This window comes from Pseudomonas sp. M5A4_2d, from assembly GCF_053345295.1.
The window spans coordinates 734711-758208 of sequence record NZ_JBKEZW010000001.1 but is presented as its reverse complement, the minus strand read 5'-3'; the positions used below and the strand labels follow the sequence as shown (position 1 = coordinate 758208).

Sequence of the window (23498 nt, the reverse complement as noted above, 5' to 3'; positions counted from 1 at the left end):
GACGCTGCCGCTGAGCGCAGCCCAACAAGGATGAAGCAATGACCACCATGGACTCGATCATTCGCCAGTTTTCTGCAGAAGGCGCCACCCATCTTTACTCAAGCCCGCCCTCGGTATTGACGCCCGCCGACCTCTACCGCGCCAAGGACGACGCGCATTTTCGGGCAGCGATTGCCGGCAGCAATATCTACCTGATCACAGCCCGGCGCCGGGTGCTGATCAACCCTCAAGGCCTGCAACTGCTTGGTCGATCAGCGTACGGCAGTTTTATCGTGATGGACGAGCAAGGCGTGCAATCTGTCCCCTTCCGTTACGACATCCCGCAGATCGCGCCTGATGATCAGGATGAGATCGAAGAGGTTCTCGTGGCCCCTAACGGTACGCACTTGATCATTCTCTCGACTTCACGGCAAATGACCACTGCCGCGCACATCGTGGTGGCAAACGCGATGAGTGCCCTGGAAGCGGACCATCGGGACATGAACGTGCTCTATGTCGGCCAGGGCATCGGCAAGGTTCACACACGCACGGCGGTAGACCGGCTGCTGAACCACACCACCCTGCAACGCATCCTCGCTGAAACCTCGACCAACAGCCCGGAGCTGGAAATTTCGATTCTGCTCTACCGGTTTGAGCACGGCCGGACGATGATCAGCAATGGCGGTGACCTTAACGCTGAGCCCATCGCCAGCGATCAGGATGAAACGGCGCATTTCGAACGTCTACGCAGTGTGCGTTTGAACCGAAATGAGGTGGTTACGCTGGCGGAAGCCGCGCTGATCAACCACTTCAAACCGCACTACAACACCTTGCTCAAGTCGACGAACTTCGCCGCCAACAACAAGATCAAGCCGCTGAAAAAGCTCCTGGCCAAGGGGATCACCGGGCTGACCGTAGAAATCTGCAGCGCCACGCTCAACGCACGCCTGGGAACCCGCGATGCGCTGCCCACGGAACTGAGCACCTTCATGCCAGCTGACGTCCTTGAGGGCTGCAACCTCGACAGTGAGCAGGAAAAGCAGGCGTGGGCCGAAGAACTGCGGGTCATGGCGCACACACACTACGCCTGCTTCCCCCTCACCACACCACAGGAGCGCGATACCTTCCTGCACGGCATGGTGTGGCTCGGCGAGTCGGTGCGCGAGCAGATCTGGCCACTGCCCGGCAAGGGTGCCCAGGCACCTGCCAACCAATGATGTTTGGCGAGCGGGCTCGCCACAACAGCCCCGTTCGCCACAACCAAACTGCTCACTCCAAAATCAAGGAGTACGGGCGGCGATGGCTTCGACTTCCACCAGCGCGCCGGGCAACGGCAACGCCACCACTTGCAACGCGGTGCGCGCCGGTTTGTTCGGCTGCTCGGGCGTGCCGAAGAATTGCGTATAACCACGCTGCAAACCGGCGAAATCGAGCTTGCCGCCGGTCTCTTCGGCGCCGACCAGGAATACCCGTAACTGCACGATATCGCCCAGGTCCAGGTCTTGCTGCTGAAGGATCTTGCGCAGCTTGTTGAACACCGACACCGTCTGCACTTCGGTATTGCCGTAGGCCGCCGGCGTCCCGGCCGGTGCGTTCGGGTCGGCAAGGTCCGGCAAGGTGCCGCTGACAAAGACCAGACTGGCGGAAGCCGGCACGGTGACAGTTTGCGAGATCGGAAAATCACCGACGCTGGTGCGTTGAATGCTGTCGCTCATGGTGTTGCTCCTCAAGACGCGGCCACGGCCGCAATGTGTCGTTGTTGGGTAACCCGCTCAGCCAGTTGACCGACCACAAAGCGGGCCGAGTTGGCTGCTGACTCCTGCCAGATGCCCACGCCGCTTTGCACCAAACCGTCACCGGCGAAGTACACGCGGCCATGGGCGTGTTCCAACAAGGCGCTGGCCTCGGCCGGGAAGTGTTCGCGTTGCAGCCACGGGCCTTCGCTGTAGGGAATCTGTTCCCAGGACACCGCCAGCGGGTTGCGCAGGTGTTTGGAGTAACCCGGATGCAGCAGCTCCACGGCCTCCTTGGAGGTGGCGTATTGCTGGTTGAACGGTTGCGCGCCAAACACGTCGGCGCCCTCCCCGGTGACGTAACCGGCCACCAACACACCTTCGCGGGTATTGAGGTCATTGCTCGGGTACCACAGCAGGCGCGCCGGGTGCTCTATCCACGACAGGCCGCCGTAGGTGCGATAGTCGGTCTCCCAGAAGCGCGGGGACTGCCACGCGACTTTGGTCGCCTGATCGCTGCGGGTGCTGAGCAACGCGGCTTTGACCGGTTCGCTGAAGTCGGTGTCGAGCCTGGCCAACAGCGGCAGCGGTAATGTCGAGACCAAATAATCGGCGCGCACCACCTGTTCGCGGCCGCTGTGTTGGTCGTGGTAAGTCACCGCCACGCCGTCTTCCAACTGACGGATCTGCCGGACTTGAGCGCCCAACTGCACGTGCTCGCTGACGCGTTGGTAGAAGGCGTCGGTAATGCGGTCCATGCCGCCGACCGGTTGGAACATGGTCGCGGAGAACTCAGGGAATTCGGTGTGCAGCAATGCGCCCCACAGCTCGGGATGCAGCAACCGATCCAGCGCCAGCGGGCTGCGGCTGGCGGGCAATGCGCCGGGGTGCGCAGGCGAATCCAGATGACCGGCGCGCAGGCTGCCCTCATAGGCCAGTTCTTGCGACAAATCGCCGTAGACCTGCAAGAAGGCCAACAAGCGCGTGCGTTCTTCGCTACTCAGTACATCATCGAGTGCATCGCGCTGCACGGCTTTGGCCAGCAAACCGGAGAGGTGCCCACGCGCATCGTTGATCGCCTGGCCGACGGTGAACGCCGGCTGCTGCAGGTCCGGGCGCACCTGGGCGCCATGGCTGCTGTTGACCAGCACTTCCAGCGGCACACCCAGTTCGCTGCAATAGTCGAGAATCGTGCGGTGCTGGCTGGGGATGCGTGCGGGACCTGCGTTGAAATACAGGCCCGGATCAAACGCCACGGTTTGCGTGCGGCCGTCCTTGTAGTCAACGCGATCGCCATGGCGCAGTGTCCAGGTGCGTCCGCCCACGCGGTTACGAGCTTCCAGCACTTGCACGCTGAACCCGGCGCGGGTCAGCTCCAGGGCGGTGACCAGCCCGGCAATCCCGGCGCCCAGCACCAGCACGCGGGTGCCCTGCCCCAGGCCGTCCTTGAGTTTCAGCGGTTGCGGCCGCCGATGTGACGAGGGCCCCAAACCCAATACCGCCAGTGCGTCCTTGACGGCCTTCTCGCCCCCTACGGCGGCGATGCTCGACAACGCTTCACGTCGTGTCAGTCCCATGTCGATTCTCCTAGTCCGGCAAGCCCGGTGGGTTGATCAGCGAGGTGTCGACGCGCTCCACATCCAGGCCCCAACGCTGCAGCACCTGTTCGTATTGGCCGCCGGCAATCGCGCCCTCCAGGGCGGTATGGATCGGCTGGACCAGGCCGTTGTCCTTGCGCGTAGTCACCGCGATATCCGCCTTCAACGGCCAGCCACCGTTCACCGTACCGACACGCTTGATGCCGCCTGTAATCGCCGCCGAATAGGCGTACACCGAGTTAGGCCCGAACAGCGCATCGCTGCGCCCCGACTGCACCGCCAATTGCGCGGCGGCCTGGTCGTCGAAGTACTGCAACAGCGCAGGCTTGATGCCGGCCTTTTCGTTGGCCTCGTTCCACGCCAGCAGAACCTTTTCCTGGTTGGTGCCGGAGCCGACGATGATCTTCAGCCCGGCAATGTCCGAAGCCTGTTTGATCTCGGTAATTTTGCTGGTGCTCTTGACGTAAAACCCGAGCACATCCTGGCGATAGGTGGCGAAGTCAAAGCGCTTCTTGCGCGCCTCGGTCACGGTGACGTTACTGATCACCGCGTCGTATTTGCCCGAGCTCACGCCCAGCGGCCAATCCTCCCAACTGGTCTGCACCACGTTGAGTTGCAGCCCGAGGCTGTCGGCCACCAACTGCGCGGTGTCGGCCTCACTGCCGATAGTGGTCTTGTCGTCATTGGCCAGCAGTGCCAGCGGTGGCCCGGCTACACCGGACACCGCCACCGTGAATTTGCCCGGCTGGGCGAACTTGAAGCCCGGCGGGATTTGCGCGATGGCCGCCTCGTTGCGTGGCACATGAATGCGTGCGCGGTCAGGGCTGAGGTCAACGGGTTGCGTGGCGGCGAAAGCCGTATGCGCGGCACTGACGGCAAGCGTCAGCAAAGCCACACGGGCGGTATTGATGAACATGAGCAGTCACTCCTTGAACTAAAGCACCTTGCCGAGAAAGGCCACGGTGCGGGGATGTCGGGGTTGGCGAAAAATCTGTTCGGGCGGGCCCTCTTCGATCAGTTGGCCGTCGCAAAGAAACATCACGTGGTCGGCTACCTCGCGGGCAAACCCGATCTCGTGGGTGACGATCACCAGGGTCACGCCCAATTGGGTCAGGCCTTTGATCACGTCGAGCACCTCGCCCACCAGCTCCGGGTCGAGGGCCGAGGTAGGCTCATCGAACAGCAACACCTTGGGGTCCAGCGCCAGTGCCCGCGCGATGGCCACACGTTGTTGCTGGCCGCCGGAAAGCTGGCGCGGGTAGGCATCGAGCTTGTCCGCCAGGCCGACCTTGGCCAGCAGTGCGGACGCCTTGGTTTGAGCCTCGGCCTTGCTCCAGCGCTTGTGCGCCAGCGGTGCTTCGGCGATGTTTTCCCAGGCCGTGAGGTGCGGGAACAGGTTGAAGTTCTGGAACACGAAACCTACGTCGATACGCCGCTTGAGAATCTCGCGTTCCTTGAGCTCGTAGAGCAGGTCGCCCTTGCGGCGGTAGCCGACGTATTCACCATCGATGGTGATATGCCCGCTGTCGATTTTCTCCAGGTGGTTGATGGTGCGCAGCAAGGTGGATTTGCCCGAGCCGGAGGGGCCGAGAATCACCGTGACCTTGCCCGGGTCGATGGTCAGGTCGATGTCTTTCAACACCTGCTGGTTGCCAAAGCGCTTACCCACGCCCTGGATCTGGATGCGCCCGGCGCGTGCTTCACTCATGGGTTTTCTCCTTGAGCCAGCGGCCTATGCGTTGCAGCGGTGTCGGCGGCAGCACGCGCGCAGTGCCTCGGGCGAAATGGCGCTCGACGTAGTACTGGGCGCTGGTCAGCACGGTGGTGATGATCAGGTACCAGACGGTGGCGACGATCAGCAGCGGAATGACCGCCTGCGTGCGGTTGTAGATGACCTGCACGGTGTAGAACAGCTCCGGCAACGCCAGCACGTAGACGATCGACGTGCCCTTGACCAGGCCGATGATTTCGTTGAAACCCGAGGGCAGGATCGAGCGCAAGGCCTGGGGCAAGATGATGCGGAAGATGCGTCGCGAGGCCGGCAACCCCAAGGCTGCCGCGGCTTCGTGCTGGCCGGCGTCGACGCCGATCAGGCCGCCGCGAATGATCTCCGCCGCGTACGCCGCTTGCATCAGGCTCAAGCCCAACACCGCCACGGTGAATTGGCTGAGTACATCCACCGTCGACCATTCGGCGAACACCACACGGGTGAAGGGCACGCCGAGCACAATGTGGTCATACAGATAGGCAAAGTTGTACAGGATGATCAGCACCAGCAGCGCCGGCATCGAGCGGAAAAACCAGATATAGCCCCAGGCCAATGCCGCCAGCAGCGGCGAGCCCGACAGCCGCGCCAGGGCCAGCGCAGTGCCGAGAATGATGCTGAACACCGTGCTGAGCAGCGTCAGCAACAGCGTCTTGCCCAGGCCGCGCAGCACCGACGGCGAGAAGAACCATTGACCGAACACCCCCCATTCCCAGCGAGGGTTGGTGGCCAGGGAATGCACGATGGCGAGTAACACCAGCGCGGCAAAGATCGAACCCGCCCAGCGCCAGGGGTGTCGGGCCGGGACCACGTGTAGAGCCTTGATCGGCGTGGAGACACGGCGCTGGCGAACCGGGTAGTCGGTGACCTCATCGATCAGGTCATAGGTTTTGGCGACAATGGGCATGTTCTATTCCTCGCGGGTAGCGGCCTTAGAAGGCGTAAGTCAGCCGGGTGTAGTAGTACCCGCCGGTAAAACCGTAGGGCGAATAGGTGCCGTAGCTGGCGAGCATGGTGCTGCTCGGCACGCCTTGTTTCTTGGGGTAGAGGTCGAACAGGTTCTTGGCGCCGACGGCGATGTCCAGGGCTTTGGTGAGGTTGTAGCCAAGGTCGAGGTCGGTGATCCATTTGGCGCTGTAGATTCGGTCCAGGCTGCGGTCGGCAGAGACGTTGACTTCCTTGTAGGTGCCATAGCGTGTCAGGGCCAGGTTGAGGTTGAAGCGGTCGATGCTCCAGTCGCCACCGAGAATCAGCTTGGTGCTGGGCTGGACGCCGGTGATCAGGTTGCGCGCCTGGCGGTCCATCAGGTCATAGGAAGTGCCCAGGATGTTGGTGGACGCCTTGTAGTTGAGGATCTGGGTCTGGTTCCAATTGAACGCCGCCGTCCACTTCAAGGTGCCGTACTGGCCGATGTCCTGGTTGTAGTTGCTGACCAGATCAACGCCTTTGGTGCGGGTGTCGGCGCCGTTGATGAAGTATTGGCCCCCGGAGGTTGAGTTGATGCCGTTGTTCTGCAGCACTTGGGTGACTTCAGGCCCGAGCAAGGTACCGGTCAGGGTGATGCGGTCGCGCAGGTTGATCACGTAGGCGTCGGCCGTGAAGTTCAAACGGTCGGTGGGCGTGAGGGTGAAACCCAGGCTGAAGTTGGTCGAGCGCTCGGGTTTCAGCTCTTGGGCGCCGAGGGCCTTGGCCGCCGCCGAATCCACCGGCAACACGCCGTAGTTGATCGACTGGTACACCCCGTCGACCACGCCATAGGTGGTGGAGCGCGCACTGAACAGGCTGTTGGCCAGGGACGGCGCGCGAAAGCCATTGCTGACCGTGGCGCGCACGGCAAATTGCGGGGTGAAATCGTAGCGCGTGGTCAGCTTGCCGCTGCGGGTAGCGCCCACGCCTTCGTTGTAATGCTCATAACGAAAGGCGGTGCCCACGTACCAATCCGGCAGCGGGTTGAAGCCCACATCGACATAGCTGGCCAGGCTGTTGCGCGAGGCGCTGGTGGCTTCGTCCGGTGAAATACCATTGGTGACCTGGGCCCCGGATGAAGCGCAGTTGCCCGGCGCCACGCAATAACCGCCGTTGGCATAAGACGCATAGTCACCGGCCTGCACCTCATAGGTGTCGCGTCGATGCTCGAAGCCGTAGGACAGGTCCAACGGTTTTTGCAGGCCGACGTCGAAGCCGCGTTTGAAGTCGAGGTTGGTGGTCAACTCGGTGGAAATCCAGGTGCCGGAGGTGAAGCTGTTCGGCGTGTACTCGCCCAGCGACGGGTTCTGGTTGTGGGTGGTGCCCTGCTCCGCTTCGTTGCGCCCGTAGGTGGTGGACAAGTCCCAGTCCCACGCGCCGACGGTGCCTTTGCCGCCGAATGCGGCCTGGAAATCATCCTCGTCGATGGACCAGGTGGGCGTATAACCGGCCGGGTAGCCGTTCGGCCCGGTAGTAATGGTGTTGGTGATGGTGGGCAGGCGGTAGTTCTGCCCCTGCTCGGCTTTGCGTCGTGAGTAAGTGGTGAAGGAATACAGGCTGAGACTGTCATCGATCGGCAGCTCGGCGTTGTAGCCCAAGGTCAGCAGGTTGGTCTTGGGCGTACCATAACCGCCATAGGTGGCCCTGCCGGCCTGGTTGTAGGCTTGCTCATAGGTGTAGCCGTTGGCGCTGGCCTTGTTGTCGTCATTCTGGCTGCGCGCATCCAGGGCCAGTTGCACGATGCCGCCGTTGCCGATTTCAAAACCCTTGTTGAGGCTCTGTTGCACGGTCTGTTTCTTGCCGTCGTAACCCTGGCCGATATGGGTCACTGCGGTGCCGCTGGTGTCGGCCTTGAGGATCACATTGATCACCCCGGCGATGGCATCCGAACCGTATTGGGCGGCGGCGCCATCGCGCAGCACTTCCACGTGGTCGATGGCGCTGATGGGAATTAAGTCGAGATCGGCCGGCGCCGCGCCCGTATTGATGCCGTTGATGTTCAGGGTGGCACTGGTGTGGCGACGTTTGCCATTGACCAGCACCAGCACTTCGGCGGCGCTCAGGCCACGCAGGTTGGGTGCGCGGGCAATGCCGCTGGCGTCCCAGCCGGTTTTTTCCGGCAGGGTCAGCGACGGGATCACCGCGCTCAAGGCTTCCATCAAGCCGGGCTTGCCGGTGTTTTGCAGTTGCTTGGCGCTGACCACATCGATCGGTACCGGGCTGCTGGTGACGGTGCGCTGTTCGGCGCCACGGTTGCCGGTGACCACCACGGTGGACAGGGTGCTGTCGTCCTGGGCCTGTGCGGTGCCGGCAAACAGGGCCAGCGCCAGTGCAGCGGTGGGTTGTAAAACTTGCTTCATGGCCACTCCAAACTTTCCGGATCGCGAAGTCGGGCAGTCACGCTGTCGTCGGGACGGCGCGGGGTGCACGGTTTTCAGGGAGGTGTAAGCGATCTGTAACTAGGTGTGTGGCGAGCGAGGGCTTTGAAATGGCAACATACGTTGAACTCCGTTCCAACGATTCTGCCGCAGGGTCATTACCCGGTTATGGCGCGCAGAATCTGAATCACGCTGGGTACCATCCGAGGTCAGGGGTAGGCTGTTGCGATCAAACATAACGGAATGGATTTTAAAAATATAATGCTATTTGGGCATAAGCTAATATTCTCTACTTTCATTATTTATAAATAACTTTATTCATATAAATAATGTTTTTTTGCAGGACAGAACGCGATTAGGGAGCAAGCCCTTCGCGCATTTTTGCCCACATCAGGCACGTGTACGGGTGCTTTTTTCCACCAGGCACATGGGCGTGCCGGCCAGCGGCTCCTGCATGACCTGCACGTGCACATCGAACACCTGGCGCATCAGTTCGGCACTGATCACCTGGGCGGGCGCGCCATCGGCGACCAGCTTGCCGCCCTGCATCACCGCCAGATGATCCGCATAGCGGCAGGCCTGGTTGATGTCATGCAGTACGGTGATAACGGTTTTGCCTTCGGCGGCCAGTTCGCCCATCAAGTCGAGCAGCTCGACCTGATGGCTGATGTCGAGGTAGGTGGTGGGTTCGTCGAGCAGCACCACTGGCGCGTTTTGCGCCAACACCATGGCCAGCCAGGCGCGCTGGCGCTGACCGCCGGACAAATCCGCCAGCGCACGGTCGGCCAGGCTGTCCAGTTCCAGGCGTTGCATGGCTTGGGTCACCTGGGATTGATCGTTGCCGCTCAGGCGCCCCCACAGCGAGTTGTGGGGGCTGCGACCGTAAGCGACCAACTGGCGCACACTGACGCCCTCCGGCACTGGCAACACCTGGGGCAAGAACGCAATTTGCCGGGCCAACTGGCGGGCGGACAGGCTGGCGTAGGGCTGGCCATCAAGGGTCAATGCACCTTGGGTGGGTTTAAGGATGCGCGCAAACGCCTTGAGCAAGGTGGACTTGCCGCAGCCGTTGGGGCCGATCAGCGCGGTGACGCGACCCGCTGGCGGCGCGAACGACAACCCCTGCACGATACGCGTCGCACCGTAGCCAATGTCGAGCTGTTGTGCCTGAAGAATACTCATGTCATCAGCCCTTGAACCGTGCCAGCAACCAAAGAAAATACGGCGCACCAATCACCGCCGTGAGAATGCCCGCCGGGATTTCGCTGGGCGCAATCAACGTACGCCCGAGGGTGTCGGCCAGCACCAGCAGCAGCGCGCCAATCAGCATCGCGGCGGGCAGCAAATAGTGGTGATGCCCGCCCACCAGCCGCCGCGCCATATGCGGCGCGACCAAACCGATAAAGCCAATCGGCCCGATCACGCCGACACCCAGGCTGGTGAGCACCACCGCGCAGGCCATCGCCAGCCAGCGCGTGCGGCCAAGGGCGGTGCCCAGGCTGTGGGCGGCTTCGTCGCCGAGGGCGATCAGGTTCAGCGGTTTGGCCAGGCACAGGCCCAGCGGGATCAGCAGCAGAAACGGCAGCACCAACACCACGTGGTGCCAATTGCGGCTCCACAGGCTGCCGGTCAGTGCGAGCAACGCGGTGTTGATATCCAGCGGGTGGGACAGGATTAAAAACTCGGTGACGCTGGACAAGGTCACCGCAATCGCCACGCCCGAGAGCGCAAAACGCACCCCGGAAAAACTCACGCCGGTGTTGTACAACGCCAGCAGCAAGGCGCCGCCCGCCCCGCCCAGGCAGGCTACCAGCGGCAGCCAGGCAATCGGCAGTTGCGGCCAGCTGATGATCGCCACCGTCAGCGCCAGCCCTGCACCCTGCGTTACGCCGAGAATTTCCGGCGAGGCCAGCGGGTTGCGAATCACCCCCTGCACAATCGCCCCCGCCAGACCGAACGCACACCCGGCAAGCATGGCGATCAGGCTACGCGGCAGGCGGTGGTTCCACACTTCAAAATCGAGGGCGTCGTGAGCCAGCAGGCGATCCAGCACGGTTGCGGGCTTGAGCCACACCGTACCGGCGCTGAGGCTCACCAACAGCGTCACCAGCAACAGGCCCAGCAGCAGCCATAAGCGCAATCGTGGCCGGGTCATAGGGCGCGCCTGGCAAGGAACAGAAAGAACGGCGCGCCGATCAGCGCGGTCACCACGCCCGCCGGGGTTTCCACCGGAAAAGCCACGGCGCGACTGAGCAGGTCGGCGCCGAGTACGATCACCGCGCCCAATGCCGCACTCAACGGAATCAGCCAGCGGTAGTCGTTACCGAGAAATTGCCGAATGATATTCGGCGCGATCAGCCCGACAAAACCGATGGGGCCGACCGCGCAGACGCTGGCACCCACCAATAACAAACTGGCCAGAAACACCTGCAGGCGCAGGCTGGCGATACCCACGCCCAACGAGCGCGCAGCGTCTTCGCCGAGGTTGATCAGGTTCAAGCGCGGGGCGCACCACAGCGCCCACAGGCCGCCGATCAACGTGCACGGCCAGAGCAATTGCAGCTGGGCCGCCCCGACGTTCGCCAGCGAACCGGCCAGCCAGTTCAACACGCTTTGCGCCTGCGCCTCGACCAGAATCACAGTGAGCCGAGTCAATGCCGCGCAGAGCGCCGCCACGGCCACACCGGCCAATACCAGCCGACCTTGCGCGGTGGTTGACGACCATGCGCCGCCCAGGCTGAATACCGTTATCCACGCCAGCGCGCCGCCCAGGCACGTCATCAACAACGCACCACCGGCAAACGGCGGTGCAACCAATCCGGTCGAGAACAACGCCAGCCCCAACGCGGCGCCTGCCGTCACACCAAACAGCGAAGGCGACGCCAGACGGTTGCGGGTGATGCCCTGCATCAGCGCACCGGCCAGCCCAAGGCAGGCACCGACCAACGCCGCGCACACGGCTCGCGGCACCCGCAACTGGGCGACGATATAGGCCATATTGCCGCCTTCGTGGCCTTGGTGAACCAGGCCATTCCATGCGTCCGTCGGGGCGATCACAAACGGCGACCAGCTGTACAGCGAGAACCAGAACAACACGGCCCCCAGCAGCACAATGCTTATCGCCGCGAAACTGCGCTGCACGGTTATTGGCTCAATACGGCATGGCCGCCTTTAAGAATGGCGAGGGCGTCTTCTGCGATCTGCTCCGAGGCCAATACGCCACGGTTACGCGCCCAGCTGTCGCCATCGACTTGTGCCACGTGGTGATTGCGTACCGCACCGAGCACTTGCCACAGCGGCTGCTTGCTCCAGGTATCGACGATACTGGGGCGACGGTAGTGCCCCACCAACAACCAACCCGGGTCCAGGGCGAGCAATTGTTCCAGGCTGACAAACTCGGTTGGCGCAGCCTTGGCGCGTACCGACGGCACTTTCAAGCCGAGGGCCTCCAGCACACTGCCGGCGTAGGAGTCCGGGCCGTGCACGGAAAAGCTGTCCTCACGTGCAACGCCGAAGAGCACGCTGGCACCGGCGGGAATCTGCTGCGCAATCGCCTTCAGGTGCTCACGGTTCTGCGCAATACGCGCTTGCATCTGCGGGCTTTTGCCCAAGGCCTTGCCGATCAGTTCGGCGGATTTCAGGCTGCCCTGGTAATCCTCACCGCGTGATGGCAGGAGCAAGGTTGGCGCGATGCTCGCCAAGTCGCTGTAGAGTGCCTGGTGGCGATTGAGGTCAGCGACGATCAGGTCCGGCTTGAGCCGGGCGATTTCCTCGATACTGGGTTGCGAACGCAGGCCCACTGACTTCCATTGGCCGATGGCCTGGCGCACACGCGGCAACACACGGTTGGCATCGCCATCGTCGGCGGCCCCGACTGGCGTGACGTCAACGGCAGCCAGGCTGTCGAGGAAAGAAAACTCCAGCACCACCACGCGCTTGGGCGCATCCGGCAGGTGCACTGCATGCTGGCCGTCGTTGAGGTCGATGGGGGCCGCGTTCAATACGCTGCAGGAGAATGCCAGGAGGCAGGCGGCAAGGGTCGGGATGGAGCGCAGCATTCGCATGACAAAGACCTCGGCGTTAACACACCCAGGCGGGAGAGGCCTGGGAAAACGGCGGGTACTATTCCATATCACGGCGATGCAATCAAAAAACATTCTTATTAACGTTGCGAGTCTGGGGTGTGCCCTGGGCTATGTGGGAGCTGGCTTGTGTGGGAGCTGGCTTGCCTGCGATAGCATCGACTGGGTCTTACTGACAGACCGAGGTGCCTGTATCGCAGGCAAACCAGCTCCCACATTGGCCTTCCCCATATTGACCCTGTGCTTAGAAGTCCACCGTGGCCGACAGCAAGTAGGTACGCGGCGTCGACAGCGTCAAACCCGGTTCGCTGTCGTCAGACGCCCCGGCAGAGCTCCAGTAGCGTTTATCGGCGACGTTCTCGACATTCGCTCGTAAGGTGATGTGCTTGTCGTCGACCTTGAAAGCGTATCGCGCGCCCAGGTCGAGGCGGGTCCAGGCATCGATTTGCTTGGCGTTGGACGTGTCGAGGTACTGTGAGCTGGAATAGAGGCCCCGGCTGGTCAGGGTCAGGCCCTCAACCGTCGGCACATCCCATTCTGCGCCCAGGTTGACGTTGTATTGGGGCGTGGCCGGTGCGCGATTGCCGTCGAAGGTGCCTTGGGTGGTGTTCGTCAGTTCGCTGTCGATATACATCACGCCGCCGAGCAGACGAAAGCCTTTGAGCGGCTCGCCGAATACGCTCAGCTCCACGCCGTCGTTCTGGCGTTTGCCATTGGGGCCGAAAACCCGTGTGGTCGCGTTGGTTTCGTAGGCGGGCTGCTTGATACGAAACACGGCAGCGGTCACGGCAAAGGCACCGGCGTCGTATTTGGCGCCTACTTCAACCTGGCGGCTGATAAATGGCGGGAAGATTTCATCTTCGTTGATCGAGGTCGAAGGCGCGATTTTGCCCTGGCTCAAGCCTTCCATGTAGTTGGCATATAGCGACAGTTTGTCGGTGGCTTTGAAGAGGATGCCGCCCGATGGTGAGACTTTTTCCTCGTCATACGCCGTGTCGCCCTTGACGTTGTCGGTCCAGTCATCGACCTTCACCCGCTGCCAGCGCGCGCCGAGGGTGAGCAATAAACGATCCTCGAAAAAGCCCAAGGTGTCGGACAGCGCCACGCCGCTGAAGCGGTTCTCGGTGTAGACCCTGGAATCCAGGCGTGTTGGCCGTGAAGGGGTTGGGGTTTCTTCCGGGTTGTACAGGTTGCTCGGCGCCGCCGCGTACCGGGCGCCGCCGTTTTCAAAGTCCATGTAGAAGTAGCTGGCCGCCAGGTTGATCTCATGGCTTACGGGTCCGGTATGCAACCAACTGCGCACCCCAGCTGTGGCGGTGCGCACGTTTTCATCGCGGGTGAAATCCCGTGGCAATACGCTGAAATCCCCGGCGTTGTTGGTGACGGAAACCGCGTGACGCAAGAAGTCGTGGTTGCTTTTACGCGCGCCCACACCGCCATAGAGCATCACGTTGTCACTGAGGTCGAACTCGCCGTTAACAGTGCCGAAGGTGTCGTCGGTGCGGGCTTTGCTCCAGGGCTGTGCGTAGTTATGGCGCACATCGTTGGCGCTCGGCACCCTGGCATTGGCGCCGACTTGTACACGTTCTTGCGGCGCGTCGGTGTCGCGCTCGGTGTGGCCTATATCCGTGGAAAGGCGCAAACGCTCGCCGCGAAAATCCAGGCCCAACACGGCCATTTCACGGTCGACACTCTGGTGATCCCATTCGGTATCGCCGGACTGCTTCACGCCGTTGAAACGGATGCCAAATTTGTTGTCCTCACCAAAGCGCCGTCCCACATCCACCGCGCCACCGGCCTGGCTGCCGGATGCCCACGTGCCGGTCAACGAGGTGATGTCCTTGTCGGTGGCGCGCTTGGGCACCACGTTGATCCCGCCGCCGACGCTACCGCGTGGCGAGATACCGTTGATCAACTGGCTCGGGCCTTTGAGGATGTCGACCCGCTCAGCCATTTCCATGTCGATGGTGTAGGTCGGCAGCACGCCATAGAGGCCGTTGTAGGCCACATCACTGTTGAACAGGCTGAACCCGCGAATCGTGAATTGCTCATAGCGCCCACCCGCCGGGTTGGTGGCGCGCACCGACGGATCGCTGGCAACCAGGTCTCCCAGTGTGCGCGCCTGCTGGTTCTTCACCGCATCAGCGGTGTAGGTGGTCATGCTGAACGGCGTTTCCATAAAGTCGCGCGAGCCGAGCAGGCCTTGCGAACCACGGCGCGCCACTTGACCACCGGCATAGGTATCCCCATCGGCCTGCCCGGTGATGCCGAGGATAGACGTGGGCGCCAGTTGCAGGCTGCCACCCTCCGGCACCGGCACTAACCTGTACGCCTGCTCGCCCATCGGTTGCAGCTGCAGGCCAGAGCCCTGCAACAAGCGAGCAAACCCCTCCTCCACCGCGTACTCGCCGGACAAGCCACTGCTGTTGTGACCGCTGACCAGCGCCGGGTCCACCGACAGATTAACGCCAGCGAGCCCGGCAAAGCGGGTCAATGCGGCGCTCAAACTGCCGGCAGGCACTTCGTAGCTGCGGCGCTCTGTGCTGTCTTCGGCATAGCTGAGCGGGACGAATAGCGGGCTGGCACTGAGGCTCAGCATCAGGCTCAGGTTCAGCAACGGGCGCAAGCGCAAGGGTGAGACTGCGGGCATTAGGGGAAGCTCTCGATTTTATTCACTTGCCTGGAATGACAGGCGAGGTGAAAAAAAGGGACAGGCTTCGACGACTATTTTCAGACAATAAATAAACCGCTCTACCTTCGTCTTGCATAGACGGCACCCATTCATCACGATGTCGCCTGATTTCAATCTCTGCAAGAAGGCTCACCCCATGAAGCTATTGCGTAAATGGCGCGAACATCAAGCGCGCAAGGCATTACGCGCGCTCTCCCCGCTGGAGCGCTCTACGCAAAAACTGCGCAACCGTTACCCCGATTACAGTTTTGGCATCGGCACCTACGGAGACTTGAAGGTTCATGACTGGCATGAGGGCACGACCCTGCGTGTAGGCGCCTACACCTCCATTGCCGGCAATGTCGAAGTGTATTTGGGTGGCCACCATCGTACTGACTGGCTCAGCTGCTACCCGTTCCCGGCCAAGGTTAAAAGCCTCGCCCACATTACTGACTTCGGCGGTAGCAAAGGTGACGTCACCATCGGCAATGACTGCTGGATCAGCTCGCATGCGAAGATTCTGTCAGGCGTAACCATCGGCAATGGCGCGGTCGTTGCCGCCGGCTCGATCGTCACCAAAGATGTGGCGCCTTACGCCATTGTGGGCGGCAACCCCGCCAAACATATCCGCTGGCGCTTTGATGAACCCACCCGCCTGATCCTTGAGCAATCCGCCTGGTGGGACTGGCCGGAAACCGAAGTGTGCGCGATCGCGCATTTGCTCTGCAGCCCGGATATCACCCCGTTTGTGGATTACCTCAAGCAGCGCGAACGCACGGCAGGCTGAAGCCACCTGAAAGTGTGACGCATAAAAAGCCCAACCTTTTAAGATTGGGCTTTTTCAAAGAAGAATATGGTCGGGACGGAGTGATTCGAACACTCGACCCCTAGCACCCCATGCTAGTGCGCTACCGGACTGCGCTACGCCCCGACTAGGCGTGTTACTGGGTTCGCTTCGCAACGAAGCGATCAGGAATATACCGCAAGCTTTTGAAATGTGGAAGTATTTTAAAAGCCTGAGTTATTTCTTCAAAACCACCAGCACATCTTCGAGTTCGGAGATCATTTGGCGGATCAATTGCTTGTATTGGGTGGTGTCGTCTTTGGCTTCATCACCGGACATACGCTGGCGCGCGCCGCTGATGGTGAACCCCTGATCGTACAGCAACGCACGGATCTGCCGGATCATCAGCACATCCTGGCGCTGATAATACCGACGGTTCCCGGTGCGTTTGACGGGGTTGAGTTGAGGAAACTCCTGCTCCCAATAGCGCAACACGTGCGGTTTGACCGCACAGAGCTCGCTGACTTCACCAATGGTGAAGTAGCGTTTGCCTGGGATGACGGGTAGCTCGTCGTTATGACTTGGTTCCAGCATAAGCCTCAACTCGGGCCTTCAACTTCTGCCCTGGACGAAAGGTGACCACACGGCGAGCCGTGATCGGGATTTCTTCTCCCGTTTTTGGATTGCGGCCAGGCCGCTGGCGTTTGTCCCGCAGGTCAAAATTGCCGAAACCGGACAATTTGACCTGTTCGTTGTCTTCCAGAGCGTGCCTGATTTCTTCAAAAAACAGCTCGACCAATTCCTTGGCCTCGCGCTTGTTCAGACCCAACTCTTCGTACAGACGTTCCGCCATCTCAGCTTTCGTCAAAGCCCCCATACGTCACTTCCTTAACGTGGCGTTCAACCTTTGTTCGAGCGAGGTGAGGATATTTTGTGTCGTGGTATTCACCTCATCGTCATTAAGAGTGCGCGATGGATGCTGCCAGGTCAAGCCAACTGCAAGGCTTTTTCTATGCGGATCAATGCCTTTACCCTGATAGACGTCAAATAGCCTGAGGTCTGTCAGCCATTCCCCTGCATTTTCACGGATTACATCCAGAACAGCAGTGGCGGCCACGTCACGGTCGGCGATCAGGGCCAGGTCACGACGCACTTCAGGGAAGCGCGACAACTCGCTGAATTTAGGCATTTTGCCCGACGCCACTTCGGCCAGCACCAGCTCAAAAACGAACACAGGACGGTCGAGACCGAGGGTTTTCGAAAGCTCGGGGTGAATGGCACCGACGAAGCCCACCAAGCGCCCTTCGCGCTCGATACGCGCAGTCTGGCCCGGGTGCAACGCTGGATGGCTGCCTGGCACAAACGTGAAGTCATTCAGTGCGCCGGCAAAACCCAATACCGCTTCCACGTCAGCTTTAACGTCGAAGAAGTCCACGGTGTCACGGCCCTGCGCCCAGCCTTCCGGCAGACGGCTACCGCAAACCACACCGGCCAACATCGGCTCTTGCTTCAGGCCGTCGAGTTGGCCGACGAAACGCAGGCCGCTTTCGAACATGCGTACGCGATCTTGCTGACGGTTCAGGTTGTGGGAAAGCGCCTTGACCAAACCTGGCCACAGCGACGAGCGCATGGCGGCCATGTCGTTGGAGATCGGGTTAGCCAACAGCAACGGCTCAACGCCTGGGTTGAATAGCTCGAACTGCTTCGGATCAATGAAGCTGTACGTCACTGCTTCCTGATAGCCACGGGCAACCAGCAGACGACGCAACTCCGGCAGGTGCGCACGCGCTTCGGCCTTGGGTTGCGGCGCCAGGCGCGCTTGCGGGTAGCGCACCGGCAGACGGTTATAGCCATACAGACGAGCCAGCTCTTCGATCAGATCAACTTCCAGGCTGATATCGAAGCGATGGCTTGGCACGTCAACGTGCCACTGCCCTTCCCCGCCAGCGGAGATGCCAAGGCCAAGCGCAGACAGCAATTGCTCAATCTGAGCAGGCTCGATCACCAGGCCAAGCATTTGCTCGACGCTTTTGGCGCGCAGCGTAATAGGTGCAACGGACGGCAGGTACTGTTCGTTGACGGTTTCGGTAATCGGGCCGGCTTCGCCACCCGTGATTTCCAGCAGCAGGCCAGTGGCGCGCTCCATGGCTTCACGGGCCAGCTTCCAGTCCACGCCACGCTCGTAGCGATGCGAGGCATCGGTGTGCAGGCCGTAGGAACGGGCCTTGCCGGCGATGGCGATCTGATCAAAGAACGCGCTTTCGAGGAAAATATCGCGAGTGGTCGCGGACACACCGCTGTGCTCGCCACCCATCACGCCGGCAATCGCCAGGGCGCGGGAATGGTCGGCGATGACCAGGGTATCAGCGCGCAGGCTGACTTCCTGGCCGTCGAGCAATACCAGCTTCTCGCCTTCTTCGGCCATGCGTACGCGGATGCCGCCATTGATTTCGGCGAGATCGAAAGCGTGCAACGGTTGGCCCAGTTCCAGCATCACGTAGTTGGTGATGTCGACGGCAGCGTCGATGCTGCGCACATCGGCGCGACGCAGGCGCTCAACCATCCACAGCGGGGTTGGCTTGGAAAGGTCGACGTTACGGATCACGCGGCCCAGGTAGCGCGGGCAAGCGTTTGGCGCCAGCACTTCGATCGGGCGTACTTCCTCGTGCACGGCAGCTACTGCGGCAACCACGGGACGAGTGACTGGCGCGTTGTACAACGCGCCTACTTCGCGGGCCAGGCCAGCGAGGGACAGGCAATCGCCGCGGTTCGGGGTCAGGTCGACCTCGATGCTGGCGTCTTCCAGCTCCAGGTAGACACGAATGTCCTGGCCTACTGGCGCGTCGGCCGGCAGTTCCATCAGGCCGTCGTTGCCCTCGCCCACTTGCAGTTCAGCCTGGGAGCAGAGCATGCCGTTGGACTCAACGCCACGCAACTTGGCTTTCTTGATCTTGAAGTCGCCTGGCAGTTCGGCGCCGATCATGGCAAACGGAATCTTCAGGCCCGGGCGCACGTTCGGCGCTCCGCATACGACCTGGAAGGTTTCGGTGCCATTGCTGACCTGACACACGCGCAATTTATCAGCATCAGGGTGCTGCTCGGTGCTCAGCACCTCGCCCACGACCACGCCGCTGAAAACACCGGCGGCCGGCGTTACGCTGTCGACCTCAAGGCCGGCCATCGACAGACGAGCAACCAGCTCGTCGCGATCTACCTGCGGGCTTACCCAGCCACGCAGCCATTGTTCACTGAATTTCATCCTGCTCTCCTAAAGATTCGTTACGACTAGCGAAATTGCGCGAGGAACCGCAAGTCGTTGTCGAAGAACAGACGTAAGTCGTTCACGCCGTAACGCAGCATGGCCAGACGCTCAACGCCCATGCCGAAGGCAAAGCCCGAGAACTCTTCCGGGTCGATCCCGGACATGCGCAGCACGTTGGGGTGAACCATGCCGCAGCCCATCACTTCCAGCCAGCCCGTCTGTTTGCAGACGCGGCAGCCTTTACCGCTGCACATCACGCACTCCATATCAACTTCGGCGGATGGCTCGGTGAACGGGAAGAACGAAGGACGGAAACGCACCGCCAACTCCTTCTCGAAGAACACCCGCAGGAATTCTTCGATGGTGCCTTTGAGGTCGGCGAAATTGATGTCGCGATCAACCAGCAGGCCTTCGACCTGATGGAACATCGGCGAGTGGGTGATATCCGAGTCGCTACGGTACACACGGCCTGGGCAGACGATGCGGATCGGCGGCTTGTTCGCTTCCATGGTGCGGACCTGTACCGGCGAGGTATGGGTGCGCAACAGCATGTTCGCGTTGAAATAGAAGGTGTCGTGCATCGACCGGGCCGGGTGATGGCCTGGGATGTTGAGCGCCTCGAAGTTGTGATAGTCGTCTTCGACCTCAGGGCCTTCGGCAATGCCGTAGCCGATATGGGTGAAGAACTGCACGATACGTTCCAGAGTCCGGGTGATCGGATGCAGACCGCCCGAGGCCTGGCCACGGCCAGGCAAGGTTACGTCAATGGACTCGGCGGCGAGCTTGGCCGCAAGATCGGCCTCCTCGAGCGACGCCTTGCGCGCATTGAGAACCTCTGTGACACGCTCCTTGGCGACGTTGATCAGCGCACCGACTTGCGGACGCTCTTCAGCCGGTAAATTCCCCAGGGTCTTCATCACCTGAGTCAATTCACCCTTTTTGCCAAGGTAGTGAACCCGGATTTGCTCCAGGGCATTGATATCTTCAGCGCTTTGCACAGCCTCAAGAGCTTGAGCGACGAGCGCGTCCAGGTTTTCCATGTACAGACTCCAGATACAAAATAGGGGAAGAGCTTGAAGGCTCTTCCCCTATTTATGACGTTTACCACCTTGGGCTGCAGGAGCAACCCAGGGTGACTGTCGGGGGTACTTAAGCCAAAGTGGCTTTAGCTTTCTCGACAATCGCAGCAAACACCGCTTTATCGTTCACGGCCAGTTCAGCCAGAACCTTACGGTCGATTTCGATGGACGCTTTTTTCAGGCCAGCGATGAAACGGCTGTAGGACAGACCGTTAACACGTGCACCAGCATTGATACGAGCGATCCACAGAGCGCGGAACTGACGTTTTTTCTGACGACGGTCACGGTAGGCGTATTGGCCTGCCTTGATTACCGCTTGCTTGGCAACACGGAATACGCGTGAACGCGCGCCGTAGTAGCCTTTAGCAAGTTTCAGAATTTTTTTGTGACGCTTACGGGCAATGACGCCACGCTTTACACGAGCCATGAGTTACTTCCTCTATTCTTGACTAAATTAACGAAGGCGCAGCATGCGCTCGACTTTTGCCACGTCACACGGTGCCAGCAAGCTGCTACCGCGCAGTTGACGCTTACGCTTGGTCGACATTTTAGTCAGGATGTGGCTCTTGAAAGCGTGCTTGTGCTTGATACCGTTAGCAGTTTTCAGAAACCGCTTAGCAGCACCACTTTTAGTTTTCATTTTTGGCATGTTCGGATACTCCGCATTCAGTTGATAAACATAATCAGAAGGCCTGCCGTGCCCTGTTGATTACTTCTTCTTTTTCGGGGCGATGACCATAATCAGCTGGCGTCCTTCCATCTTAGGATGCTGCTCGACAGAACCGTACTCCAACAGGTCAGCTTCAACCCGCTTGAGGAGTTCCATCCCCAGCTCCTGGTGGGCCATCTCACGGCCGCGGAATCGCAAGGATACCTTGGCCCTGTCCCCATCACTCAGGAAACGTACCAGGTTGCGCAGTTTTACCTGGTAATCCCCTTCCTCCGTCCCTGGACGAAACTTGATTTCTTTTACTTGAATCTGCTTCTGGTTCTTCTTCGCTGCGGCAACCTGCTTCTTCTTCTCGAAGATCGATTTGCCGTAGTCCATCACCCGACAAACAGGTGGGATTGCGTCGGCGGAAATTTCCACCAGGTCCAATTTGGACTCTTCAGCAATACGAAGCGCTTCATCAATAGAGACGATGCCAATCTGCTCGCCATCAGCGCCAATTAACCGAACCTCGCGTGCCGAGATATTCTCATTGATCGGCGCTTTCGGTGCAGCTCGTTTATCTTGTCTCGGTTCACGCTTAATAATAATTACTCCGAATCTGGGCGACCACGCCGGGAAACCGCTTGCGCGAGGAACTCAGCGAACTGGGCGACGGGCATCGAGCCCAGGTCAGCACCTTCACGAGTACGCACAGCGACAGTCTGCATCTCGACTTCCCGATCTCCGATAACCAAAAGATAGGGAACCTTGAGCAAAGTATGCTCGCGGATTTTAAAGCCGATCTTTTCATTTCTCAAGTCGGACTTGGCACGAAATCCGCTTTCGTTGAGAGTTTTTTCAACTTCAGCGGCAAAATCGGCCTGTTTATCAGTGATATTCATGATCACTGCCTGAGTCGGAGCCAGCCACGCGGGGAACGCACCCTCGTAGTGCTCGATCAGGATCCCGACAAACCGTTCGAACGAGCCGAGGATCGCCCGGTGCAGCATAACCGGGTGTTTACGGCTGTTGTCTTCGGAGACGTATTCAGCCCCCAAACGGATCGGCAGGTTAAAATCGAGCTGCAAAGTACCACATTGCCACACACGACCAAGACAATCTTTCAGCGAGAACTCGATTTTCGGACCGTAGAAGGCGCCCTCACCCGGCTGCAAATCGTACGCAAGGCCCGCATTGTCTAGCGCGGCGGCCAGTGCAGCTTCGGCGCGATCCCACAGCTCGTCGGACCCGACGCGTTTTTCCGGACGAGTGGACAGCTTCATTTCGACTTCGGTGAAGCCGAAATCGCGATAAACGTCCATGGTCAGTTTGATGAACGCAGCGGATTCAGACTGCATCTGCTCTTCGGTGCAGAAGATGTGGGCGTCATCCTGAGTGAAGCCACGTACACGCATGATGCCGTGCAGCGCACCCGACGGCTCATTACGGTGGCAGGCACCGAATTCGGCCAGACGCATCGGCAACTCGCGGTAGCTCTTCAGGCCTTGATTGAACACCTGCACGTGGCACGGGCAGTTCATCGGCTTGATGGCGTAGTCGCGGTTTTCCGACTGGGTGGTGAACATGTTGTCGGCGTAGTTGGCCCAGTGCCCGGATTTCTCCCACAGGCCGCGATCAACGACCTGCGGCGTCTTGATTTCCAGGTAGCCGTTATCGCGCTGAACCTTGCGCATGTACTGCTCGAGCACCTGATACAGGGTCCAGCCGTTCGGGTGCCAGAACACCATGCCCGGCGCTTCTTCCTGGAGGTGGAACAGGTTCAGGCGCTTGCCGATCTTGCGGTGGTCGCGTTTTTCGGCTTCTTCGATGCGCTGGATGTAGGCTGCCAGCTGCTTCTTGTCAGCCCAGGCAGTGCCATAGATCCGCTGCAGCTGCTCGTTCTTCGCATCACCGCGCCAGTAGGCACCGGACAGCTTGGTCAGCTTGAACGACTTGAGGAAGCGCGTGTTCGGCACGTGCGGGCCACGGCACATGTCGACGTATTCTTCGTGGTAATACAGGCCCATGGCCTGTTCGTCCGGCATGTCTTCCACCAGACGCAGCTTGTAGTCTTCACCACGAGCAGTAAATACGTCGATCACTTCGGCGCGCGGCGTGACTTTCTTGATGACGTCGTAATCTTTTTCGATCAGCGCGTGCATGCGCGCCTCGATAGCAGCCAGGTCGTCCGGAGTGAATGGACGCTCGTAGGCGATATCGTAATAGAAGCCTTCGTCAATGACCGGGCCGATGACCATCTTCGCGGTCGGGTACAGCTGCTTGACCGCGTGGCCAATAAGGTGCGCACAAGAGTGGCGAATGATCTCCAGCCCCTCTTGATCCTTAGGCGTGATGATTTGCAGGCTGGCATCTGCGGTGATCAGGTCGCTGGCGTCAACCAGCTTGCCGTCGACCTTGCCGGCCACAGTGGCCTTGGCCAGGCCGGCACCAATGGATGCGGCGACCTCGGCTACGGAAACCGAATGATCGAATGAACGTTGACTGCCATCGGGAAGAGTAATAGTTGGCATGGCGCCTCCTCTCCTAGT

Annotated in this window: 21 protein-coding genes and 1 tRNA gene; 2 read left to right on the top strand and 20 right to left on the bottom strand. The window is 60.4% G+C overall.

Features of this window, described 5'->3' with window-relative positions:
* Positions 1-38 precede the first annotated feature (38 nt).
* Complete coding sequence (locus tag ACLBW8_RS03555) at positions 39-1196, top strand: hypothetical protein (protein WP_447804588.1); 1158 nt, start codon at positions 39-41, stop codon at positions 1194-1196.
* 63 nt (positions 1197-1259) lie between these two features.
* Here the strand turns inward: ACLBW8_RS03555 and ACLBW8_RS03550 are convergent, their stop codons facing one another.
* The 11 genes from ACLBW8_RS03550 to ACLBW8_RS03500 all read right to left on the bottom strand — a co-directional run bounded on the left by ACLBW8_RS03550 (position 1260) and on the right by ACLBW8_RS03500 (position 15151).
* A complete protein-coding gene (locus ACLBW8_RS03550) occupies positions 1260-1694 on the bottom strand; it encodes a RidA family protein (RefSeq protein ID WP_447804587.1) in 435 nt (144 codons plus the stop codon).
* Between the two features lie 11 nt (positions 1695-1705).
* Positions 1706-3289 (bottom strand): flavin monoamine oxidase family protein, encoded by a 1584-nt coding sequence (locus ACLBW8_RS03545; protein ID WP_447804586.1) that lies wholly within the window; start codon positions 3287-3289, stop codon positions 1706-1708.
* A 10-nt stretch (positions 3290-3299) separates the two neighbouring features.
* Complete coding sequence (locus ACLBW8_RS03540; RefSeq protein ID WP_064453134.1) at positions 3300-4226, bottom strand: ABC transporter substrate-binding protein; 927 nt, start codon at positions 4224-4226, stop codon at positions 3300-3302.
* Positions 4227-4244: 18 nt separating this feature from the next.
* Entirely contained in the window at positions 4245-5018 is a 774-nt protein-coding gene (locus tag ACLBW8_RS03535) for an amino acid ABC transporter ATP-binding protein (RefSeq protein WP_447804585.1), read from the bottom strand.
* A complete protein-coding gene (locus ACLBW8_RS03530; RefSeq protein WP_447804584.1) occupies positions 5011-5982 on the bottom strand; it encodes an amino acid ABC transporter permease in 972 nt (323 codons plus the stop codon). The genes ACLBW8_RS03535 and ACLBW8_RS03530 overlap by 8 nt, the downstream gene beginning before the upstream one ends.
* Before the next feature lie 25 nt (positions 5983-6007).
* On the bottom strand, positions 6008-8401 hold the full coding sequence (locus tag ACLBW8_RS03525) for a TonB-dependent receptor plug domain-containing protein (RefSeq protein ID WP_447804583.1): 2394 nt from the start codon (positions 8399-8401) through the stop codon (positions 6008-6010).
* A gap of 408 nt (positions 8402-8809) precedes the next feature.
* Complete coding sequence (gene fecE, locus ACLBW8_RS03520) at positions 8810-9601, bottom strand: Fe(3+) dicitrate ABC transporter ATP-binding protein FecE (RefSeq protein ID WP_447804582.1); 792 nt, start codon at positions 9599-9601, stop codon at positions 8810-8812.
* A 4-nt stretch (positions 9602-9605) separates the two neighbouring features.
* Positions 9606-10574: a FecCD family ABC transporter permease gene (locus tag ACLBW8_RS03515; RefSeq protein ID WP_064453139.1), complete on the bottom strand. Its 969-nt coding sequence runs from the start codon at positions 10572-10574 to the stop codon at positions 9606-9608.
* Positions 10571-11560 carry an iron-dicitrate ABC transporter permease FecC gene (fecC, locus tag ACLBW8_RS03510; protein ID WP_447804581.1) on the bottom strand — a complete coding sequence of 330 codons (990 nt, stop codon included), beginning with the start codon at positions 11558-11560 and terminating at the stop codon, positions 10571-10573. The genes ACLBW8_RS03515 and fecC overlap by 4 nt, the downstream gene beginning before the upstream one ends.
* 2 nt (positions 11561-11562) lie before the next feature.
* Positions 11563-12477, bottom strand: coding sequence for a Fe(3+) dicitrate ABC transporter substrate-binding protein FecB (locus ACLBW8_RS03505; protein WP_447805009.1), 915 nt, complete (start codon positions 12475-12477; stop codon positions 11563-11565).
* Positions 12478-12745: 268 nt separating this feature from the next.
* Positions 12746-15151, bottom strand: a complete 2406-nt coding sequence (locus ACLBW8_RS03500; RefSeq protein ID WP_447804580.1) for a TonB-dependent siderophore receptor — start codon at positions 15149-15151, stop codon at positions 12746-12748.
* A 178-nt stretch (positions 15152-15329) separates the two neighbouring features.
* Between ACLBW8_RS03500 and ACLBW8_RS03495 the strand changes: the two genes are divergently transcribed.
* Positions 15330-15959, top strand: coding sequence for a CatB-related O-acetyltransferase (locus ACLBW8_RS03495; protein ID WP_447804579.1), 630 nt, complete (start codon positions 15330-15332; stop codon positions 15957-15959).
* Between the two features lie 67 nt (positions 15960-16026).
* Here the strand turns inward: ACLBW8_RS03495 and ACLBW8_RS03490 are convergent.
* From ACLBW8_RS03490 to thrS, 9 genes are all read right to left on the bottom strand, one after another.
* Positions 16027-16103: transfer RNA gene (locus ACLBW8_RS03490), tRNA-Pro, on the bottom strand.
* Positions 16104-16193: 90 nt separating this feature from the next.
* Entirely contained in the window at positions 16194-16550 is a 357-nt protein-coding gene (locus ACLBW8_RS03485) for a MerR family transcriptional regulator (protein WP_003174972.1), read from the bottom strand.
* Positions 16531-16833 carry an integration host factor subunit alpha gene (gene ihfA, locus ACLBW8_RS03480; RefSeq protein ID WP_002553164.1) on the bottom strand — a complete coding sequence of 101 codons (303 nt, stop codon included), beginning with the start codon at positions 16831-16833 and terminating at the stop codon, positions 16531-16533. The genes ACLBW8_RS03485 and ihfA overlap by 20 nt, the downstream gene beginning before the upstream one ends.
* A 3-nt stretch (positions 16834-16836) precedes the next feature.
* Positions 16837-19215, bottom strand: coding sequence for a phenylalanine--tRNA ligase subunit beta (gene pheT, locus ACLBW8_RS03475; protein ID WP_447804578.1), 2379 nt, complete (start codon positions 19213-19215; stop codon positions 16837-16839).
* 26 nt (positions 19216-19241) lie between these two features.
* The gene (gene pheS, locus ACLBW8_RS03470; RefSeq protein WP_447804577.1) at positions 19242-20258 is read right to left on the bottom strand and encodes a phenylalanine--tRNA ligase subunit alpha; all 1017 of its coding nucleotides are present in this window, start codon (positions 20256-20258) and stop codon (positions 19242-19244) included.
* A 109-nt stretch (positions 20259-20367) separates the two neighbouring features.
* Positions 20368-20724 carry a 50S ribosomal protein L20 gene (gene rplT, locus ACLBW8_RS03465; protein ID WP_053257052.1) on the bottom strand — a complete coding sequence of 119 codons (357 nt, stop codon included), beginning with the start codon at positions 20722-20724 and terminating at the stop codon, positions 20368-20370.
* Positions 20725-20751: 27 nt separating this feature from the next.
* Entirely contained in the window at positions 20752-20946 is a 195-nt protein-coding gene (gene rpmI / locus ACLBW8_RS03460; protein WP_008145659.1) for a 50S ribosomal protein L35, read from the bottom strand.
* Positions 20947-21006: 60 nt separating this feature from the next.
* Positions 21007-21558: a translation initiation factor IF-3 gene (gene infC / locus ACLBW8_RS03455; protein WP_064453217.1), complete on the bottom strand. Its 552-nt coding sequence runs from the start codon at positions 21556-21558 to the stop codon at positions 21007-21009.
* Positions 21558-23480 carry a threonine--tRNA ligase gene (gene thrS / locus ACLBW8_RS03450; protein ID WP_053257053.1) on the bottom strand — a complete coding sequence of 641 codons (1923 nt, stop codon included), beginning with the start codon at positions 23478-23480 and terminating at the stop codon, positions 21558-21560. Before thrS ends, infC begins: the two co-directional genes overlap by 1 nt.
* Positions 23481-23498: the final 18 nt, after the last annotated feature.

Excerpts from the sequence above, each read along its gene's own strand:
- ACLBW8_RS03555 (WP_447804588.1), top strand. The coding sequence starts at position 39 with ATGACCACCATGGACTCGATCATTCGCCAGTTTTCTGCAGAAGGCGCC.
- ACLBW8_RS03550 (WP_447804587.1), bottom strand. The coding sequence starts at position 1,694 with ATGAGCGACAGCATTCAACGCACCAGCGTCGGTGATTTTCCGATCTCG.
- ACLBW8_RS03545 (WP_447804586.1), bottom strand. The coding sequence starts at position 3,289 with ATGGGACTGACACGACGTGAAGCGTTGTCGAGCATCGCCGCCGTAGGG.
- ACLBW8_RS03540 (WP_064453134.1), bottom strand. The coding sequence starts at position 4,226 with ATGTTCATCAATACCGCCCGTGTGGCTTTGCTGACGCTTGCCGTCAGT.
- ACLBW8_RS03535 (WP_447804585.1), bottom strand. The coding sequence starts at position 5,018 with ATGAGTGAAGCACGCGCCGGGCGCATCCAGATCCAGGGCGTGGGTAAG.
- ACLBW8_RS03530 (WP_447804584.1), bottom strand. The coding sequence starts at position 5,982 with ATGCCCATTGTCGCCAAAACCTATGACCTGATCGATGAGGTCACCGAC.
- ACLBW8_RS03525 (WP_447804583.1), bottom strand. The coding sequence starts at position 8,401 with ATGAAGCAAGTTTTACAACCCACCGCTGCACTGGCGCTGGCCCTGTTT.
- fecE (WP_447804582.1), bottom strand. The coding sequence starts at position 9,601 with ATGAGTATTCTTCAGGCACAACAGCTCGACATTGGCTACGGTGCGACG.
- ACLBW8_RS03515 (WP_064453139.1), bottom strand. The coding sequence starts at position 10,574 with ATGACCCGGCCACGATTGCGCTTATGGCTGCTGCTGGGCCTGTTGCTG.
- ACLBW8_RS03505 (WP_447805009.1), bottom strand. The coding sequence starts at position 12,477 with ATGCTGCGCTCCATCCCGACCCTTGCCGCCTGCCTCCTGGCATTCTCC.
- ACLBW8_RS03500 (WP_447804580.1), bottom strand. The coding sequence starts at position 15,151 with ATGCCCGCAGTCTCACCCTTGCGCTTGCGCCCGTTGCTGAACCTGAGC.
- ACLBW8_RS03495 (WP_447804579.1), top strand. The coding sequence starts at position 15,330 with ATGAAGCTATTGCGTAAATGGCGCGAACATCAAGCGCGCAAGGCATTA.
- ACLBW8_RS03485 (WP_003174972.1), bottom strand. The coding sequence starts at position 16,550 with ATGCTGGAACCAAGTCATAACGACGAGCTACCCGTCATCCCAGGCAAA.
- ihfA (WP_002553164.1), bottom strand. The coding sequence starts at position 16,833 with ATGGGGGCTTTGACGAAAGCTGAGATGGCGGAACGTCTGTACGAAGAG.
- pheT (WP_447804578.1), bottom strand. The coding sequence starts at position 19,215 with ATGAAATTCAGTGAACAATGGCTGCGTGGCTGGGTAAGCCCGCAGGTA.
- pheS (WP_447804577.1), bottom strand. The coding sequence starts at position 20,258 with ATGGAAAACCTGGACGCGCTCGTCGCTCAAGCTCTTGAGGCTGTGCAA.
- rplT (WP_053257052.1), bottom strand. The coding sequence starts at position 20,724 with ATGGCTCGTGTAAAGCGTGGCGTCATTGCCCGTAAGCGTCACAAAAAA.
- rpmI (WP_008145659.1), bottom strand. The coding sequence starts at position 20,946 with ATGCCAAAAATGAAAACTAAAAGTGGTGCTGCTAAGCGGTTTCTGAAA.
- thrS (WP_053257053.1), bottom strand. The coding sequence starts at position 23,480 with ATGCCAACTATTACTCTTCCCGATGGCAGTCAACGTTCATTCGATCAT.